Raw genomic sequence first — 16,936 nt, forward strand, 5'->3', positions numbered from 1 at the left:
ATATCACAGCGGCGAGCTGAACATATTGTAGCCCTTGTAGTTGAGCGCGAACCCGAAATCGATGCTTTTCCAGTTTTCTACAGTTGTGTAGGCAACGCTATTTTCCCGCAACCTGCTTGCGAGCGGGTATTTCGTGTGAATTACGGCTGCGAATTGATCTTCGATGGTCTTGTCGTCGGCCATACCGGGATGACGACGGTCCCGAACAGTACACAATCCCTTTGGATTGATGCCCACGATGAGCGATCCATCATCCGTAGCACCTTCGGAATACGTATATTTTCCAGACAACCAGCTCGAATTTTGCTTGGTTTCAAATTTCTTTATGCCATATCGCTTCGCTGCAGCGTAGCTTTCGGCATAGGGTGCCTTGAAGGCGAAGCAGATATCGCGAAATGCGGCGACTCCACGATCCATTGCAACTGGGCCTGAGGGCTTTGCAACTGTCGTCGCCGACTTGTCGCTCGTTGTGCTGCATCCGATCAACGTTGTTCCCAATAGAACTGCGATCAACGCTTTGTTTCTCGTATTGTCCATGCGTATTCACCTCGGATGGTTTCATCACGCCAATCACACAAGTTGAAATGCGAGACAACCTACACGCACATTCCATACAGGAAATTTGAGTTTCCCAACCTTTCTCGTTAGGTTAAGGGCTAACCGAAAGGAGAGCCTTCATGTCCTTCTTCCCAGGAAACGATCCCCAGGCCGGTGATGCCTTTGCCTGTGACGCGATCGAGAACCTCATCATTCCGCGTACCAGCGATCTCGGCGGCTTCTCCGTACGGCGCGCACTTCCGAGCAGCCGGCGGCGGCTGGTGGGCCCATTCATCTTCTTCGACCGCATGGGGCCTGCAATCTTTCGGCCGGGCCAGGCGGTCGATGTACGCCCGCATCCACATATCGGGCTTTCCACAGTCACCTACCTGTTCGACGGCGAGATCCGCCATCTTGACAGCCTCGGCACGGCGAAGGTGATCCGTCCCGGCGACATCAACCTGATGACGGCCGGACGCGGCATCGTGCATTCCGAACGCACCCCTGAGAACCTACGCGACCATCCCTTTGCGATGTCGGGCCTGCAGACCTGGCTAGCACTCCCTGACGACAAGGAAGAGATCGATCCATCCTTCGCCCATACCGAGAAAGACGAATTGCCTGTCATCGCCGATGGCGGCGTGACCGGGCGTGTGGTGATCGGCGATTTTGAAGGCCTGAAATCTCCGGTAAAATCCTTCACCGACACGCTCTATGTCGATCTAAAGCTTCAGCCGAACGCGACGTTTCCTTTTGGCGCAGCTCATGAGGAGCGCGCCGTTTACATTCTCTCCGGTTCGCTCATCGTCGCCGGCGATCACTTCGCGCAAGATCAGCTCCTCGTTTTCCGCCCCGGCGATGCCATTACCCTGGAAGCTGCGGAAAAAGGCTGTCATCTCATGCTTTTTGGTGGTGCGGCGCTCAATTCGAAGCGCTATATCTGGTGGAATTTCGTGTCATCTTCCAAGGAGCGCATCGAAAAGGCCAAGGAAGAATGGCGCACGGGCCGCTTCGACATCGTACCAGGCGATGAGGAAGAATTCATTCCATTGCCGGAGGGCTAACGGGTTCATAACAATCCCACATGTTTCTTGTTCGGGATCACCTTGAATTCGGCGCCTTTTGTCGCAATCTGTTTTGACGTAAAGGCGGACAACCGCCCAAGAATAGCAAGAAAGAGGCTTCCGCCTTGACACAAAAGCCAGAGACGCCACTGCTGGACCGGGTCCAATATCCTTCCGACCTGCGACAGCTGGAGGACCGGGAGTTGCCGCAACTCGCACGCGAAGTCCGCGACGAGATGATCGATGCGGTGTCGCGCACCGGCGGACATCTCGGCGCCGGCCTTGGCGTCGTCGAGCTGACCATCGCCATCCATAGCGTCTTCGATACGCCGAACGATCGCCTGATCTTCGATGTCGGCCACCAGTGTTATCCGCACAAGATCCTGACGGGACGGCGCGACCGCATTCGCACCCTGCGCCAGGAAGGCGGCCTTTCCGGCTTCACGCGCCGTGCCGAAAGCGAATATGACCCCTTCGGCGCCGCACATTCCTCGACCTCCATTTCCGCCGGTCTCGGCATGGCTGTTGCGGCCGAGCTCGACAATACCGACCGCCGCGTGATCGCCGTCATCGGCGACGGCGCGATGTCGGCCGGCATGGCCTATGAAGCCTTGAACAATGCCGGCGCGCTCGACGCGCGGCTGATCGTCATCCTCAACGACAACGACATGTCGATCGCCCCGCCGACGGGAGCGATGAGCGCCTATCTCGCCCGCCTCGCATCCGGCCGCACCTACATGGGCTTCCGGGATTTCGGCAAGAAGCTGACCGCCTATCTCGGCAAGAAGGTCGACCGCGCCATCACCCGGGCAGTCGAGCATGCACGGGGCTATGTGACCGGCGGCACCATGTTCGAGGAGATGGGCTTCTATCACATCGGCCCGATCGACGGCCATGCCTTCGAGCACCTGCTGCCCGTGCTGCGCAATGTCCGCGACAATGCCCAGGGGCCAGTGCTGATCCATGTCGTGACGCAGAAGGGCAAGGGCTATCCGCCCGCCGAAGCCGCCGCGGACAAATATCATGGCGTCAACAAGTTCGACGTCATCACCGGCGCGCAGACCAAGGTGAAACCGAATGCGCCGAGCTATACAAGCGTCTTTGCGGACGCTTTGGTGCAGGAAGCGACGCTCGACGACAAGATCGTCGGCATCACCGCCGCCATGCCGAACGGCACAGGCCTCGACAAGCTGCAGGAATTCTTCCCCAAACGCTGTTTCGATGTCGGCATCGCCGAGCAGCATGCCGTGACCTTCGCAGCCGGCCTTGCCGCGGAAGGCTACAAGCCGTTTGCCGCGCTCTATTCCACCTTCCTGCAGCGTGCTTACGACCAGGTGGTGCATGATGTGGCGATCCAGGGCCTGCCGGTCCGCTTCCCGATCGACCGTGCCGGCTTCGTCGGCGCCGATGGTCCGACGCATGCCGGCTCCTTCGACACGACCTTCATTGCCACCCTGCCCGGTTTCGTGGTCATGGCCGCTGCCGACGAGGCCGAACTCAAGCATATGGTGCGCACTGCGGCGGCCTACGATCTCGGCCCGATCTCCTTCCGCTATCCGCGCGGAGAAGGCGTCGGCATCGAAATGCCCGAACGCGGCCAGATCCTGGAAATCGGCAAGGGACGCGTCATCAAGCAGGGCTCGAAGGTCGCGCTGTTGTCCTTCGGCACGCGGCTGGCCGATAGCCTCGCCGCTGCGGAAGATCTCGACGCCGCCGGGCTGTCGACAACGGTCGCCGATGCACGCTTCGCCAAGCCGCTCGACCACGACCTCATCCGCCAGCTTGCCGCCCACCACGAGATCCTGATCACCATAGAGGAAGGATCGGTCGGCGGCTTCGGCAGCCAGGTCATGCAGTTCCTGGCCAATCAGGGCCTGCTCGACAACGGCCTGAAGATCCGTTCGCTGGTCATGCCTGATATCTGGGTGGAACAGGCCAAGCCCGAGGCTATGAACGCCATGGCCGGCCTCGACCGCGCCGGCATCGTGCAGACGGTGTTCAGGGCGCTCGGTCATGGCCGGATCGTCGAAGCCGCCGGGTGACGAGCGACTCGGCGCAGCCGAAGCGGCAACGAACGCCTCGAGCCGATACAGCCGACCATGATTGCTCAGTCAAATAGGTCAGCTCACTCGACGAAATACAGCTATGGTGGAAGAAATCGCTGGATACCGAGCCGGTTGAAGGAGATGCCGGTTGTGCGCATCTAACGCCCCGATTGCGGCTTTTCGATTCCTGGGATGGTGCCGATCTCTCCGACGAAAAAGTCGACCAGCAGCCGGACGCGCGCTATGCCCGCACGCTCTGGGACAATCAGCATGCTGAGCGGAGTAGGCGGCAGCGAATAGTCCGGCAGGATCACCTCCAGCCGACCGGTGGTCAGGAGATCATCGACAAGCCATCGATGGGCGGGCGCGACACCGCGACCAGTGCTTCGCGCGCGGCAAGGCCATGATCGACGCGAAACCGCCCGCCGAACGGAACGGCGTGGTGCCTACCATCCGGTCCCTGCAGGCTTAGCAGATCGCTGCCGGCCACGTTTGACATGCGGATACCCTCATGGCTGGAAAGGTCCAACGGGCTAGCCGGTGTTCCTCGCTTCGCCAGATAATCCGGTGCCGCGACGAATAGGCGCCGGGACTGGCCGAGAGCCCGCAGCTTCATGGAACTATCGGTGAGAGGCCCTAAGCGAAGTGCGATATCGACACCTTCGCGCACGAGATCGATGCGCTCGTCGGTGAGGCTGAGATCGACGCCGATGTCGGGATAGCGATCTTGAAACGCGAAGATCAGCCGGCTGACATGCAAGATCCCGAACGCCGCCGTGCAGGATATCCGGATCGTGCCGGCGGGCGCGCCGCGCGTGGCCCGCACCTCGTCGCCGGCCTGCTCGACGAGGCGCAAGATCTGAATGCTATCGGCATAGTAGCGGCTGCCTTCATCGGTCATCGTGACACGCCGGGTGGTCCTGCTGAGCAAAGGCACACCGACGGCTTCCTCGAGCTCCCGCAGATGCCGCGTGACGGTTGATTGACCGACTCCGAGCTCGCGCGCAACCGCCGACAGGTTCCCGCGCTCGGCGACGCGAACAAATGTGCGCATGTGTTCGAGAGTGACGTTCAATTTATCCACTATCCGGCATAAACTTATGCATTTCCTACATATAGCGGATTACCGGTGTGCTATCTAGCTTAGAGGTCGACCTTCCAACTTAGGATCGCTGACCCATGAAAGTTCTACTTGTTTTTGCCCATCCCGAGCCACGCTCGCTCAACGGCGCACTTCGCGACGTCGCCATAAAGGAACTCGAGGCTCACGGCCATGAGGTGCGCGTGTCGGACCTTTATGCCGACGGCTGGAAATCCGAGGTTGACCGTGCCGACTTTCCATGGCTGGCGCCGGATGACCGGTTCGTGGCGGGCGCAGCTTCCAAAAAGGCATTCGAGACCAATGCGCTGACAGAGGATGTCAAGGCCGAAATCGAAAAGCTGCTGTGGGCCGACATGCTGATTCTCCAGTTCCCCCTCTGGTGGTTCACCATGCCGGCGATCCTCAAGGGTTGGGTCGACCGGGTATTCGCCTATGGCTTTGCCTATGGAGTCGGCGAGCACAGCGACAAGCGATGGGGCGACCGCTACGGTGAAGGAACGCTCGTTGGAAAACGCGCAATGTTGATCGTGACTGCCGGTGGCTGGGAGGAGCACTATGCGCCCCGGGGAATCAATGGACCGATCGACGATCTGCTGTTCCCGATCAATCACGGCATCCTCTATTATCCGGGCTACGAGGTGCTTCCGCCCTTCGTGACCTACAGGGTCGATCGCCTGGACGAGGCCGGCTTCCAATCGGCGGTCGAGCGCCTGCGCGCGCGGATGAGGACGATCGAGACCACCCCTCCCATCCCCTATCGGCAGCAAAATGGCGGCGGTTATCTGATCCCCAGCATGCAGCTCCGCGCGGAGCTGGGTGATCCGGAAACGACCGGCTTCGCGCTTCACTTGAACGGCGCAGGCAAAGACGGCTAGGTCCGCCGGACAAGGATCAAGCAAGAAGCTCTGTCGCGCCTGAGATCAAGAGCCGGGTGGAGTAGTACTGCCTGAAAGCATTCCTCTGCCAGATACGATAGCCCTCCCCACATGGGGAGGGCTATCGAAGCATCAAAACTCTTCCCACTCGTCCTGAGCGGCGGCTGCCGCGGTTGCCTTGCCGCCAAAGGCTTTCGCCACCGTGCGGCCGAGAGCGCGGGCGGGAGATACGGCAGGCTTCGAACGCGCCGTTGCCGTGACAGGCCGGGCGGGGATTGCCTGAGCAGGGACTGCCGGGGCGGAATTGCCAAGGCGAAACTGCTGAAGCAATTCGTTCAGCGCCGCAGCCTCGCGGGCGAGCGCATGGCTTGCAGCCGTCTGCTCTTCGACCATGGCGGCATTCTTCTGCGTGCCCTGATCCATGGTGTTGACCGCCGTATTGATCTCCTGCAGCCCGATCGACTGTTCGCGGGTCGCCGTGACGATCGCGCCGACGTGGCGGTTGATTTCCTGTACTTCGGAGACGATCAGCTCCAGCGCCTTGCCGGTTTCGCCGACGAGCGAGACGCCGGTATTGACCTGATCGCTCGAGGTGGTGATCAGCGACTTGATTTCCTTGGCGGCATTGGCGGAGCGCTGGGCAAGTTCGCGGACTTCCTGGGCAACCACGGCAAAGCCCTTGCCGGCGTCGCCGGCGCGGGCGGCTTCAACACCGGCATTCAGCGCCAGCAGGTTGGTCTGGAAGGCGATGTCGTCGATGACGCTGATGATGTTGCTGATCTCGCCGGAAGACTTTTCGATCTGCTGCATGGCGGAGACCGCCTTGCGTACCACCTCGCCGGACTTTTCGGCACCGAGGCGCGCACGCTCGACGAGATGGCCGACATCCTCGGCGCGCTTGGCCGAATCCCGAACCGTTGTCGTCACCTGTTCCAGCGCGGCGGCAGTTTCCTCGACGGAGGCTGCCTGCTGCTCGGTGCGATGGGCAAGGTCGTCGGCAGCCGAACGGATCTCACCGGCACCGGCATTGATGGCGCGGGCATTGGAGCCGACGGACTGCAGGGCCGCTTCCAGTTTCTCGACGGCATTGTTGAAGTCGGCACGAACGCCGTCGAATTGCTGCGCAAAGCTGTTGTGAAGGCGGATTGCGACATTGCCAGACGACAGAGCCGAGAGGCCGCCGGCGAGTGTTTCCATGGCGAAACGGATTTCACCCTCTTCGTGCGCCTTCTGCTCGTCGTTCAACAGGCGCTGACGTTCTGCGTCGCCACGCATGCGATCAGTCTCGCCGGCGAGGCGCAGCTTTTCGATCCCTGCCTGCTTGAAGACCAGAACGGCATCGGCCATCCGGCCGACTTCATCGCCACGGCCGACGGCCGGCACTTCGACATCATGCTCGCCGTTTGCCAGTCGGCCCATTGCGGCCGTCATGCCGACGATCGGGCGCACGATGATGCGTGACAGCAGCCAGGCAAGCACGGCAGCAGTGAGCGAGGCGAAGATGCCGCCCAGGATGAGGGTCAGGCGCAGATCACCGTTGGCATCCTCCTGCATGGAGGCCAGGTTGCCCGCCTGGGCGCGGGCGGCCTGCTTGATCTTGGCGGCGGCTTCACGGAAGCCATCAAGCTGTCCCCTGGTTTCGTTCTGACCGATCTTGACGATCTGATCGAGCGGCATCTCGGTTTCCTTGCGGGCCTTGGCCTGCGGCTCCGCGAGCTGATGGAAATAGAGATCGGCAGCCTTCTGCATGTTGTCGATCGCCTGCAGCAGATCCGGAGAGCCGGCCGCGACCTGCTTGGCGGCGGTGATGCTTTTCAACATGCGTTCGCGATTGGCGAAGATATCTCCATAGGTGCTGTCGCTGCGCAGCAGCAGGAAGCCGCGCAGGTTGACGGCCTGTTCCAGCATGGCCTGCAGGGAATCGTCGATCAGGCTGACGAGCTGCTGCGACTGGGCCTGCTCGGCGGCGGCGCCTGCGGAGACCTCTTCCTTGGAATAGACGAAGGCGGAAACGCAGGCGAAAATGGCGATCAGGGCCGTAAAGGTGATGGCAAGCTTGCCATTCAAAGAGAGTTTCTTCGCAAACATGAGCGAGCGCCTCCTGAGCGCCGGTCCTGGCGAGCACCATTCGACCGCGCCTGGGAGGGGACGCGGCCATTGCTCGGAGAATTCAGGGGGGCATGATTGGGACGCAGACGCGCGAAGCCTTCATGGCAGGCGATGATCTCAAAAAGGATCACCGCAATCACAGGCATGAGTAGAGGCTTCGGCTTTAAATTTATTTAACTTGCGCAGACGGCCCGGCGCGCGCCACAGCATGTGCGCTTCTAGCGGCGTGACGGAAATGCTCTGCCTCTCCGTTTCAAGCCATTGCAGACGCAAAACCGCTTCGCACTTTTGCCGGAACTACTCTAGTTCACCGTTGCAGCGGCCAGGATCAGGATATCCAGATCGTGTTCGGGATAGAAATCCTGCGCAGTCATCTGGAAGGTGCTCGGGCCGGTCTTCTTCACATTGGTTCCGCAGAAGCTGATGTAGTTTTCAGGACTGCCCTTATCGACCGTCAGCTCGAAATGCTTGATCGGACCGGACCAATTGGCTCCCGTCGTCAGCACGTAGGAGATCCAGTTTTCCGTATAGCCCCGGCCGCCTTTGTCGGCTACGGCTGCAAGCTTCAACGCGGTCGTCATAAAGGCATCGTCGACGCAATACTTGCCCCGATAGGCCTGCAACTGCTGCTTCTGATAGTCTTCCTCACCGGCGAAGGTGATGGCGACCGTGCCGCCGACGCTCGGCTTGTAGCGATGCTGAACGGCGATCCTGGCCTTTGCTGGAAACTTGGTGCGCCACCAGTAGGTCGTATGCAGCGTCCACATCGGCGTCGGATGATGCTTCATGCCCTGGCCGTCATTGTCGTATTCGTCATCGGCGATCAGACCCCGGGCCGTCCAGTCCTCGAGCACGTCGACCGGTAACCTGGCGACGGCATCCGACGCCGCCTTGCTGAGCGGCAGCAGCGGCACGCCGTGCGCCTTCAATTCATCCGTCATATCGACATCGGCCACCGATACCCGCTGTTGCAGCGTCGGGGTGATGGCGGTGCCGTCCTGCGTCACGGTGAAGCCGAGGAAATTGTCGGAATCGACGTTACCGGCATCGACCATGCTGTCTATGTCGCCCTTGATGTCAGGCATCGGAAAGGCGACGACGCTTTCGACATCCTTGTCGGAGGTATTTTCGAACACGTAGTCGACACGGACTTCGGTCTGCGAGATGAACAGCTTTTCCTGATCCATGCTGATATCGCCGGTGCGCACATAGGCGAGGCCGCCTGTCCTCAGCTCGGCCATGGTGTCGTTCGCCATAGCAGGAACGGCGACCATTGCCACCAATGCCGCATAGCCACAGATCTTCCGCATGATGCCCCTCGCCCGTTGATCGCAGCGATTATCGCCGGCCGCGATCCGGCGTCAACGGCGATATCTGCATAAAAGGCTTGCAACATAGTCCGTTGCCCGGCATGGACAGCTATGTCCGAACCACAACGCCTCGACCAGCTCCTCGTCAGCCTCTCCCTCTTCGCCAGCCGTTCGCGCGCCCGCGATGCGATCCAGCGCGGCACGGTGACTGTGAACGGCAAGATCGTGGCGAAGCCGGGGGCGCTGTTTGGCGAACATGCACAGATCAGCATCGACGATCCCGCACAGGATTACGTGTCGCGCGCGGCGCTGAAGCTGGTGGCGGCGCTCGACCATTTCGGCCTCGATCCGCGGGGACAGTACTGTCTCGATGTCGGCGCATCGACGGGCGGCTTTACCGAGGTCCTGCTGCAGCGTGGCGCTGCCCACGTCACGGCGATCGACGTCGGCCACGACCAGATGCATCCGCGCATAGCGGCCGATCCGCGCGTGACCAATATCGAGGGGTTGAACGCGCGCAACCTGATCGCCGAGGATATCGGCGAACCCTTCTCCTTCGTCGTCTCCGACGTCTCCTTCATTTCGCTGAAGCTGGCGCTGGCGCCGGCATTGGCGCTCGCCGAACCGGGCGCGCGGACGGTCCTGCTGGTGAAACCGCAATTCGAGGCGGGGCGCGATGCGATCGGCAAGGCCGGTCTTTTGAAGGACCCCTCCTCCGCTCCGGCGGTTGCGGCCGAACTCGAGCGCTGGTTCACCGAAGACATGGGCTGGCAAAGCCTCGGCCTCATCGCTTCGCCGATCACGGGCGGCGACGGCAACCAGGAATTTCTTCTCGCAGGGATCAAGCCATGAGCACCGAAACCGTCACCATCCAGAAGCTCGGCGCCCAGGGCGACGGCATCGCACAGGGCGCCGATGGCCCGATCTACGTGCCCTTCACCCTTCCAGGCGAAAGCGTCGCCATCGCGCGGGTAAAAAGCCAGGGTACGCCGATGTCGATCGCGTCGGCCTCGCCGGACCGACAGGAGCCGCACTGTCGCCACTTCGGCCCTGACGGCGTCAACGGCACCTGCGGCGGCTGCACGCTGCAGCACTATGCCGACGCGCCCTATCGCGCCTTCAAGCGGCAGCTCGTCGTCGACGCATTGCGCTCGAAGGGTTTGACGCCCGAGGTGGGCGATATCGTTGCCGCGCATCCCGGCGAGCGCCGCAAGGTCGTCTTCGCCGCTCGCAAGACCGAAAAGGACATGCTCATCGGCTTCAACCAGGCCGAGAGCCACCACATCGTCGCGATCGAGGAATGTCCCATCGCCTCGACCGGCATCATGACCCGCTTGCCGGCGATCAAGACCATCGCGGCGGCAATCGCCATCAATGCCGAAGCCTTCCGCGTTTCCGTGCTGGAAACACCGACCGGTCTCGACCTTGCCGTCGACGGCATCAAGTCGCTTTCGGACAAGCAGCGCCGCAGCACGATCGAAACCGTGCTGTCGCTGCGCGGCATCGCCCGCGTCTCGCTGAACGGCGAGATCCTGGTGGAGCCGCTAAAGCCGATGATCGATTTCGGCGGCGTACAGGTCTCGCCTCCGGCAGGCGCCTTCACCCAGGCGACCAAGCAGGCTGAGGACGCCATGGCCGAACTTGTCGTTTCCCATATCGGCAAGGCAAAGCGCATTGCCGATCTCTTCGCCGGCAGCGGCACCTTCTCGCTTCGCCTGGCGCGCATCGGGCGGGTGCATGCGGTGGAAGGGGAAGAGAAGCCGCTGGCCGCACTCGACCAGGCCGCGCGCAACACACCGGGATTGAAGCCTGTTACCGTCGAACGCCGCGATCTCTTCCGCCGGCCGCTAATGACGCAGGAACTGAAGGTCTACGACGCCGTCGTCTTCGATCCGCCCCGCGCCGGCGCGGAATTCCAGACCAAGGAGCTTGCGCGCTCGCAGGTCAAAAAGATCGTCGCCGTCTCCTGCAATCCGCTGACGCTTGCCCGCGATCTCGCTTTGCTGGTCGAAGGCGGCTACCGGATCAGGCAAGTAACGCCGATCGACCAGTTCCTGTGGACCTCGCATGTCGAGGTGGTTGTAGCGCTGGAGAAGTAAGTCTTCTCGCCGCAAGTGGGGGCCGACCCTCCTGGTTCGAGACGGCCCGTTGGGCCTCCTCATCACGAGGGCGGATAGGGTATTTACCGCTTCATGAATGCCTCGAAGGCTGCGCGGGCTTCGGCGCTTTTCAGCTGGGCGGCGAAATGCTCGGCCTCTTTCTGGACGCGGTCGAGGACGGCATCCGGCGGGCCGCGCATCAGGTCGCGTGCGATCCGCAGGGCCTCGGGCGGCTTGGCCGCCAGCTTTGCGGCCAGAGACAGGGTCTCAGCCTCCACAGCGTCCGGCGCGGTGACCTTCCAGATCAGTCCGGCATCCTTTGCTTCGGCCGCTGAAAAGCCTTCACCGAGGGCAAGCAGGGCGAAGGCGCGCTGATGACCCATGACGCGCGGGGCGATCAAGCTCGATGCGGCCTCGGGAACGAGGGCGAGATCAACGAAAGGCGTCTTGAACAGGCTGCGATCAGAGGCAACCGTCAGATCGCAATGCAGGTGGATCGTCGTGCCGATGCCGATCGCCAGGCCATCGACGCCGGAGACGACCGGCTTCCTTGCGCTCGCCAGCGCAACGAGAAAATCAATGACTTCGCGCCCCATGCTGCCGCCCATGGCAAAAGCGAGGAAATCGGCGAGATCATTGCCCGCGGAAAAACAGCCTTCGCTGCCGAGAAAGGCGTGGACGCGGATATCCGGCGCGGCTTCCGCCGCCGTCACTGCATCGGTCATGGTCTGATACATGGCGCGCGTGATGGCATTCTTCTTTTCCGGCCGGTTGAACCGGATGATCTGGACGTGCGGCGCGGTCTCGGGGCGTTCGATCAGGATGTAGTCGGTCATGGCTTTTCCTTAGACTAATGCGACACGGGCAGCTTCGAGGCTGGATGCGCCGGCGATGACCCGATCAGAGAGGGCGGCGGTTTCAGCCAGGAGGTTCTCGGCGGCAAAGCGGCAAAGCGCGATGCGCTTGCCTCCTTCACCGTCTCCCGCATCGGCAAGGCCTCCCTTGGCCAGATAGGAGCCGGTCAGCACAAGGCCGAAGAGCCGCTGGTAAGGGGTCGCGCCAGCCAGCGCTTCGGCAACGGCGCCTTCCGCCTGCTTCGACAGGAGCCATTCGGTCGTCTTTTCCAGATCGGCGATGGCCGCCTGCAGCACCGGCGCCGTCTCACCGAAACCTTCGAGATTGGATTTCGCGACGCTATCGGCAATCTCTCGCAATTCGGCGATGAAGCCGCGCACGTGATCGCCGTTGGCAAGCGTCAGCTTGCGCGTCACCAAGTCGATCGCCTGGATGCCGTTGGTGCCCTCGTAGATCGGTGCGATGCGCGCATCACGCAGCAGGCGTGCCGCACCGGTCTCTTCGATAAAGCCCATGCCGCCATGGACCTGGATGCCGAGCGAGGCGACATCGACGCCGGCGTCGGTCGAAAAGGACTTAGCGATCGGCGTCAGCAATGCGGCGCGCTCCTGCCAGAAACGGGCCTTCTGCGGGTCGCGGTGCGACATGTCGATCGCCTCCGCACAGGCGTAGCAGATGGCGCGCGACCCTTGCGTCAAAGCTTTCATCGTCAGCAGCGTGCGGGCGACATCGGGATGCTCGATGATCGGGCTCATGCCCGACGATGTCGTGCCCGGCGCCCGGCCCTGCGTGCGCTCCCTGGCATAGGCGATCGCCTTCTGGGTCGCGGCCTCGGCAATGGCGACACCCTGGATGCCCACGGCGAGCCGCGCATTGTTCATCATCGTGAACATGCAGGCGAGGCCCTTGTTCTCCTCGCCGATGAGCCAGCCGATAGCCCCCTTCTCGCTGCCATGCTTGCCATCGCCGCAGATCATCGTGCAGGTCGGCGAGCCATGGATGCCGAGCTTGTGCTCCAATGAATGGGCAAAATAATCATTGCGGGCGCCGAGCGAGCCATCGTCGTTGACAAGGAATTTCGGCACGAGGAACAGCGAAATGCCGCGCGTGCCGGCAGGCGCATCCGGCAGACGCGCGAGAACAAGATGGATGATGTTTTCCGCCGCCTCGTGATCGCCCCAGGTGATGAAGATCTTCTGACCAAAGAGGCGATAGGTGCCGTCATCGCGGCGTTCGGCACGCGTGCGCAGAGCGCCGACATCGGAACCGGCCTGCGGCTCAGTCAGGTTCATCGTGCCGGACCACTCGCCGGATATGAGCTTTGCAAGATATTTTTTCTTGAGATCGGCGCTGCCATGAGCGTGCAAGGCCTCAACGGCACCCATGGTCAAGGTTGGCGCGAGACCGAAGGCCATCGAGGCGGAATTCCACATTTCCAGCGTCGCGATGTTCAGCATATGCGGCAGGCCCTGCCCGCCGAACTCCTCGGGAGCGGTCAGGCCGTTCCAGCCGCCGGCGATCCAATCGCGATAAAGCTGCTCCCAGCCGTCGGGGAGAACCACCTTGCCATCCACCAGCCTTGCGCCCTGCCTGTCACCGACCTCGGCAAGCGGCTCCATTTCCTCGCCGGCGAAACGCCCGGCTTCGGACAGGATGGCATCGACGAGATCGGTGCTGAGATCGCCAAGCATGCCCTCTTCCATCGCGCGCTCCATGCCGGCGACATGTTTGAGCGTGAACGCGATTTCTTCGACAGGCGCCTTGTACATGATGATTTCCTCCGGATCGCTGCAGGCGATGATCCGCCTCACCCGGACCATCGGTCATTTGTGGCTATAGCTAATTTATTTTTACGTAAACGTCAATTTTTCAGATTGCAAAGATGCCGATTTCCACCATCTCGCGAATTCGAGCGCCGCATACGTCTTGCGCGCGCCGCGTAGCCGTGACATCGCCGCTCATGTCCCCGATTATTCCACCAGGGCATGGACTTGCATAAACAATCGTCATGAACGAAGACTAAGGCAACTGTTCAGACAATGCGAACGATACCGCCATGAACACGCTCACGTCAGCCAATACGATACCCGGCTTTATCTGGGCCTACCGTCTCCGTCCCGGCGCAGCCAAACCGGAGCGCCTGCCTGACGATACCGATCGTTCGGCGCTTTTCAGCGGCGACGGTTTTCTCTGGCTGCATCTCAATCTCGTGGATGCGCGCGTGCCGGCCTTCCTCGAGGAGGCGCCCGAACTGAACGAAGCCGCTCGCATAGCTCTGACGACGCATGAGACCCATGCGACGCTCACCGTTGACGAACAAATGCTTTTCGGCACTTTGGTCGATTTCCAGCGCGACTTCGCGCACAACACCCATGACATCGGCTGGCTGCATTTCGCCATGACCGATCGCCTTCTCATCACCAGCCGTCTGCAGCCGCTCCGCAGCCTGGATCGGGCTCGCGTGCTGATCGAGAAGAATGCCGCGCGATTCACGAACCCGGTGGACATTTTCGAGCTGATCGTCGTCGAATTCCAACGCAGCTTGATCTCCGTCGTCATCGAGATCAGCGAAGAGCTGAATGCTATCGAGGATTTCGTCCACGGGAATACGTCGCGCGACGAGCGCTCGAAGCTTCCGCCGATCCGCCGGACGATCGTGCGCCTGCATCGCCATCTGCGGACCGTTCTCTCGCTAATGCGCCATGCCGCCGCCTCCGACGACGAGGAAATGCCGCTCGGCTTCGAGGATGTCGCGGGGCGGCTGACGGGGCGGCTGGAAGCGGTCGAACATGACGTCTATGCACTGCAGGAACGGGCCAGGCTGCTGCACGAAGAAATCGATTCGAAGCTCGCCTCCGAGATCAATCGGCATCTCTACATCCTTTCGATCATGACCGCATTTCTGTTACCGCCGACACTGGTGACCGGTTTCTTCGGCATGAATACATCGACATTGCCACTCTCGGGCGGAGCGGGCGGTACCGGATATGCGGTGTGCTTCATCATCGCATCCATGCTTCTGGCATGGTGGCTACTCAAGCGGGTCAACATTCTCTGACGTCCAACCATGCAAAAGCCGCCCGGCGGGAACCGGACGGCTGGCATCGGTCATTCAGGAGACGCTGTTTAGAAATACGGCGAGTAGCACTGGCGACGCGGGCCGGAATTGGGCTGGAACGTATTGTCGTAGGAGCGATAGGAACGATAGCGCGACTCGCACCATTCGACATGGCGTGGATTGATACCAGCGCTCGGAGCCGGAGCCGGCTCGTAATAGCGCGGCTGGCTGGCGATCGCGCCGCCGATGAGGGCGCCGGCGCCGAAGGCGGCCAGCGGGAACCAATAACCATCATGGTAGCGATAGCCATCACGATAGCCTCCCCGATAACCACGATAGCCGCCATACCAGCCGCGGCGATAGTAACCGCCATGGCGCCACTGCACCTGTTCGACATTGCCGGGCGCGGCCTGGGCAGGCGCGGACTGATTAACGATCGGCGCGGTGGGCATCTGCATGGCAAAAGACGGTGTGAAGCTCGTCAGGGCGACGGCAGCCGTTACGGCGACGGTCGCGATTTTTGCACGGAAACCAAGCATTTTCATCTCCATTCCCTGGTTCGACTTGTGCTCAAGCCTATAGGCGTTTCATGCCGGGAATGCTTCCCGAGCAAGGTTTCGCTGCCTGCTTCGTCGCATATCCGAGTAGACGACAAGAAACGCGACAGCGCGTTATTTGGTTCCTCAAATCCCTACCAATTTAAGGAGTTATGCGGGGCTCCACGATGAATTTATAGTGATTTCATCCTTAACCCAAGATTAACCAGCAATCCTTACTATTATTTCATGAAAGGATACCGAAAGAGTAACCTCCTCATTTACGGCTTGCTGACGATCCTGACCCTGATGGGGCCGGTCTCCAAGCCTTCGGCCGGTGAAAGCCAGCCCTGGAGCGATCCGAAAAACGCCCTGATTGTCGATGCTTACGAGCTGAACACCATCGACTGGAACGCGTTTCTGCAGGACAAGCGGATCGCCGGCTTCATCTCCAAGGCCTCCGACGGCCTGCCTGAAAGCTTCAGCTGCACCGGCGATCACGGCGGCGATACCGTGGCCCATTGCAGGACGATGTGGCGCAAATACGCCGTCAGCCGCGAGCTGTTTCAGACGCGCCGCATGCTGGCAAAGACGAATGGCCTGTTATGGGGCGCCTATCATCTGGGCCGGCCCGGCAACCCGATCGACCAAGCCAATCATTTTCTCGATTACGCCGACCCGCAGCCGGACGAATTGATGGTGCTTGACATCGACGGCATGGATACGACGCAGTTCATGTCGCTCGACGATGCGCAGATCTTCGTGGCGCACATCAAGGTCAGGACCGGGCGCTACCCCGTTCTCTACGTCAATCACAACACGGCGCGCTATATCGCAGACCACCGCGGCACCTATCCGCTGCTGTCGCGGTTGCCCCTGTGGTATGCGCGGTACAAGCCCGATGTGAAAGGCACCTTCCCGCTCGGCAACTGGGACAACTATGCCATCTGGCAGTTCGTTTCATCGGACAATTGCTCGGAGAAGAGCTGCCCCTATCGGGTGCCGGGCACGCTCAGCGACATCGACGTCAATGTCGTGCCGATGACGAGGGTTCAGCTCGCGAAGATCTGGCCGCAGGGTGATCTCCTGCCGGCCAAGCCCCTGCCCGCGCCGGATCTGACGATTGCGCTTGCAGCGATGTGCAGCGGGCCACGGCAAGCGCTCGTTTCGCTCATGCTCGACCCGGTCGTCACCGCTTCGACCCCGCAGTCCAAGCCGGTCGAGGTCAACGAACTGAACTACCAGGATTTCTAAAGCAACCGCGCAAAAGCATGCAGCGGTTTTGCGGATAGCGACATGCAGGAAATCGGGAGCTTAGGGCACAAGGAGCGACGCTGAAAGATCGC

13 protein-coding genes and 1 pseudogene are annotated in these 16,936 nt (G+C 61.3%); 7 read left to right on the forward strand and 7 right to left on the reverse strand.

The annotated features are described in order from the left end of the window. Positions 1-3: 3 nt before the first annotated feature. Complete coding sequence (locus ACIQWP_RS24270) at positions 4-537, reverse strand: hypothetical protein (RefSeq protein WP_402793114.1); 534 nt, start codon at positions 535-537, stop codon at positions 4-6. A 140-nt stretch (positions 538-677) separates the two neighbouring features. On the opposite strand from ACIQWP_RS24270, the gene ACIQWP_RS24275 reads away from it, so the two are divergent. Continuing rightward, positions 678-1,601, forward strand: coding sequence for a pirin family protein (locus ACIQWP_RS24275; RefSeq protein ID WP_402793117.1), 924 nt, complete (start codon positions 678-680; stop codon positions 1,599-1,601). Between the two features lie 125 nt (positions 1,602-1,726). Next, positions 1,727-3,643, forward strand: coding sequence for a 1-deoxy-D-xylulose-5-phosphate synthase (gene dxs, locus ACIQWP_RS24280; RefSeq protein ID WP_402793120.1), 1,917 nt, complete (start codon positions 1,727-1,729; stop codon positions 3,641-3,643). A 161-nt stretch (positions 3,644-3,804) separates the two neighbouring features. Here dxs and ACIQWP_RS24285 read toward each other — a convergent pair. Next, positions 3,805-4,730: pseudogene (locus tag ACIQWP_RS24285) on the reverse strand (LysR family transcriptional regulator). Between the two features lie 95 nt (positions 4,731-4,825). Between ACIQWP_RS24285 and ACIQWP_RS24290 the strand changes: the two are divergent. Beyond that, on the forward strand, positions 4,826-5,623 hold the full coding sequence (locus ACIQWP_RS24290) for an NAD(P)H-dependent oxidoreductase (protein WP_402793122.1): 798 nt from the start codon (positions 4,826-4,828) through the stop codon (positions 5,621-5,623). Between the two features lie 132 nt (positions 5,624-5,755). Here the strand turns inward: ACIQWP_RS24290 and ACIQWP_RS24295 are convergent, their stop codons facing one another. Then, positions 5,756-7,711 carry a methyl-accepting chemotaxis protein gene (locus ACIQWP_RS24295; RefSeq protein ID WP_402793125.1) on the reverse strand — a complete coding sequence of 652 codons (1,956 nt, stop codon included), beginning with the start codon at positions 7,709-7,711 and terminating at the stop codon, positions 5,756-5,758. Positions 7,712-8,034: 323 nt separating this feature from the next. After that, positions 8,035-9,042 carry a DUF4424 domain-containing protein gene (locus ACIQWP_RS24300; protein ID WP_402793127.1) on the reverse strand — a complete coding sequence of 336 codons (1,008 nt, stop codon included), beginning with the start codon at positions 9,040-9,042 and terminating at the stop codon, positions 8,035-8,037. A gap of 111 nt (positions 9,043-9,153) precedes the next feature. Between ACIQWP_RS24300 and ACIQWP_RS24305 the strand changes: the two genes are divergently transcribed. Together ACIQWP_RS24305 and ACIQWP_RS24310 are read left to right on the forward strand one after the other, a co-directional pair. Next, positions 9,154-9,894, forward strand: coding sequence for a TlyA family RNA methyltransferase (locus ACIQWP_RS24305; RefSeq protein WP_402793129.1), 741 nt, complete (start codon positions 9,154-9,156; stop codon positions 9,892-9,894). Next, on the forward strand, positions 9,891-11,141 hold the full coding sequence (locus ACIQWP_RS24310) for a class I SAM-dependent RNA methyltransferase (protein WP_402793131.1): 1,251 nt from the start codon (positions 9,891-9,893) through the stop codon (positions 11,139-11,141). Before ACIQWP_RS24305 ends, ACIQWP_RS24310 begins: the two co-directional genes overlap by 4 nt. A gap of 83 nt (positions 11,142-11,224) precedes the next feature. On the opposite strand, the gene ACIQWP_RS24315 is transcribed toward ACIQWP_RS24310, so the two are convergent. Both ACIQWP_RS24315 and ACIQWP_RS24320 read right to left on the reverse strand, forming a co-directional pair. Next, the gene (locus ACIQWP_RS24315) at positions 11,225-11,977 is read right to left on the reverse strand and encodes a crotonase/enoyl-CoA hydratase family protein (protein ID WP_402793133.1); all 753 of its coding nucleotides are present in this window, start codon (positions 11,975-11,977) and stop codon (positions 11,225-11,227) included. Between the two features lie 9 nt (positions 11,978-11,986). Continuing rightward, entirely contained in the window at positions 11,987-13,765 is a 1,779-nt protein-coding gene (locus ACIQWP_RS24320; RefSeq protein WP_402793135.1) for an acyl-CoA dehydrogenase, read from the reverse strand. Between the two features lie 287 nt (positions 13,766-14,052). Here ACIQWP_RS24320 and ACIQWP_RS24325 point away from each other — a divergent pair, with 287 nt between their 5' ends. Beyond that, positions 14,053-15,054 (forward strand): transporter, encoded by a 1,002-nt coding sequence (locus tag ACIQWP_RS24325; RefSeq protein ID WP_402793137.1) that lies wholly within the window; start codon positions 14,053-14,055, stop codon positions 15,052-15,054. A 68-nt stretch (positions 15,055-15,122) separates the two neighbouring features. Here ACIQWP_RS24325 and ACIQWP_RS24330 read toward each other — a convergent pair whose 3' ends face one another. Beyond that, positions 15,123-15,593 carry a BA14K family protein gene (locus ACIQWP_RS24330; RefSeq protein WP_402793139.1) on the reverse strand — a complete coding sequence of 157 codons (471 nt, stop codon included), beginning with the start codon at positions 15,591-15,593 and terminating at the stop codon, positions 15,123-15,125. 246 nt (positions 15,594-15,839) lie between these two features. Here ACIQWP_RS24330 and ACIQWP_RS24335 point away from each other — a divergent pair, with 246 nt between their 5' ends. Next, positions 15,840-16,844, forward strand: coding sequence for a glycoside hydrolase family 25 protein (locus tag ACIQWP_RS24335; protein ID WP_402793141.1), 1,005 nt, complete (start codon positions 15,840-15,842; stop codon positions 16,842-16,844). Positions 16,845-16,936: the final 92 nt, after the last annotated feature.

The sequence above is a fragment of the Rhizobium sp. NPDC090279 genome, from assembly GCF_044769665.1.
Lineage (GTDB): Bacteria > Pseudomonadota > Alphaproteobacteria > Rhizobiales > Rhizobiaceae > Rhizobium.

What these genes read in the sequence shown, in the direction of transcription:
- ACIQWP_RS24310 (WP_402793131.1), top strand. Translation starts at nt 9,891, where the DNA reads ATGAGCACCGAAACCGTCACCATCCAGAAGCTCGGCGCCCAGGGCGAC.
- ACIQWP_RS24290 (WP_402793122.1), top strand. Translation starts at nt 4,826, where the DNA reads ATGAAAGTTCTACTTGTTTTTGCCCATCCCGAGCCACGCTCGCTCAAC.
- ACIQWP_RS24330 (WP_402793139.1), bottom strand. Translation starts at nt 15,593, where the DNA reads ATGCTTGGTTTCCGTGCAAAAATCGCGACCGTCGCCGTAACGGCTGCC.
- ACIQWP_RS24325 (WP_402793137.1), top strand. Translation starts at nt 14,053, where the DNA reads ATGAACACGCTCACGTCAGCCAATACGATACCCGGCTTTATCTGGGCC.
- ACIQWP_RS24315 (WP_402793133.1), bottom strand. Translation starts at nt 11,977, where the DNA reads ATGACCGACTACATCCTGATCGAACGCCCCGAGACCGCGCCGCACGTC.
- ACIQWP_RS24275 (WP_402793117.1), top strand. Translation starts at nt 678, where the DNA reads ATGTCCTTCTTCCCAGGAAACGATCCCCAGGCCGGTGATGCCTTTGCC.
- ACIQWP_RS24320 (WP_402793135.1), bottom strand. Translation starts at nt 13,765, where the DNA reads ATGTACAAGGCGCCTGTCGAAGAAATCGCGTTCACGCTCAAACATGTC.
- ACIQWP_RS24335 (WP_402793141.1), top strand. Translation starts at nt 15,840, where the DNA reads ATGAAAGGATACCGAAAGAGTAACCTCCTCATTTACGGCTTGCTGACG.
- ACIQWP_RS24300 (WP_402793127.1), bottom strand. Translation starts at nt 9,042, where the DNA reads ATGCGGAAGATCTGTGGCTATGCGGCATTGGTGGCAATGGTCGCCGTT.
- ACIQWP_RS24295 (WP_402793125.1), bottom strand. Translation starts at nt 7,711, where the DNA reads ATGTTTGCGAAGAAACTCTCTTTGAATGGCAAGCTTGCCATCACCTTT.
- ACIQWP_RS24270 (WP_402793114.1), bottom strand. Translation starts at nt 537, where the DNA reads ATGGACAATACGAGAAACAAAGCGTTGATCGCAGTTCTATTGGGAACA.
- ACIQWP_RS24305 (WP_402793129.1), top strand. Translation starts at nt 9,154, where the DNA reads ATGTCCGAACCACAACGCCTCGACCAGCTCCTCGTCAGCCTCTCCCTC.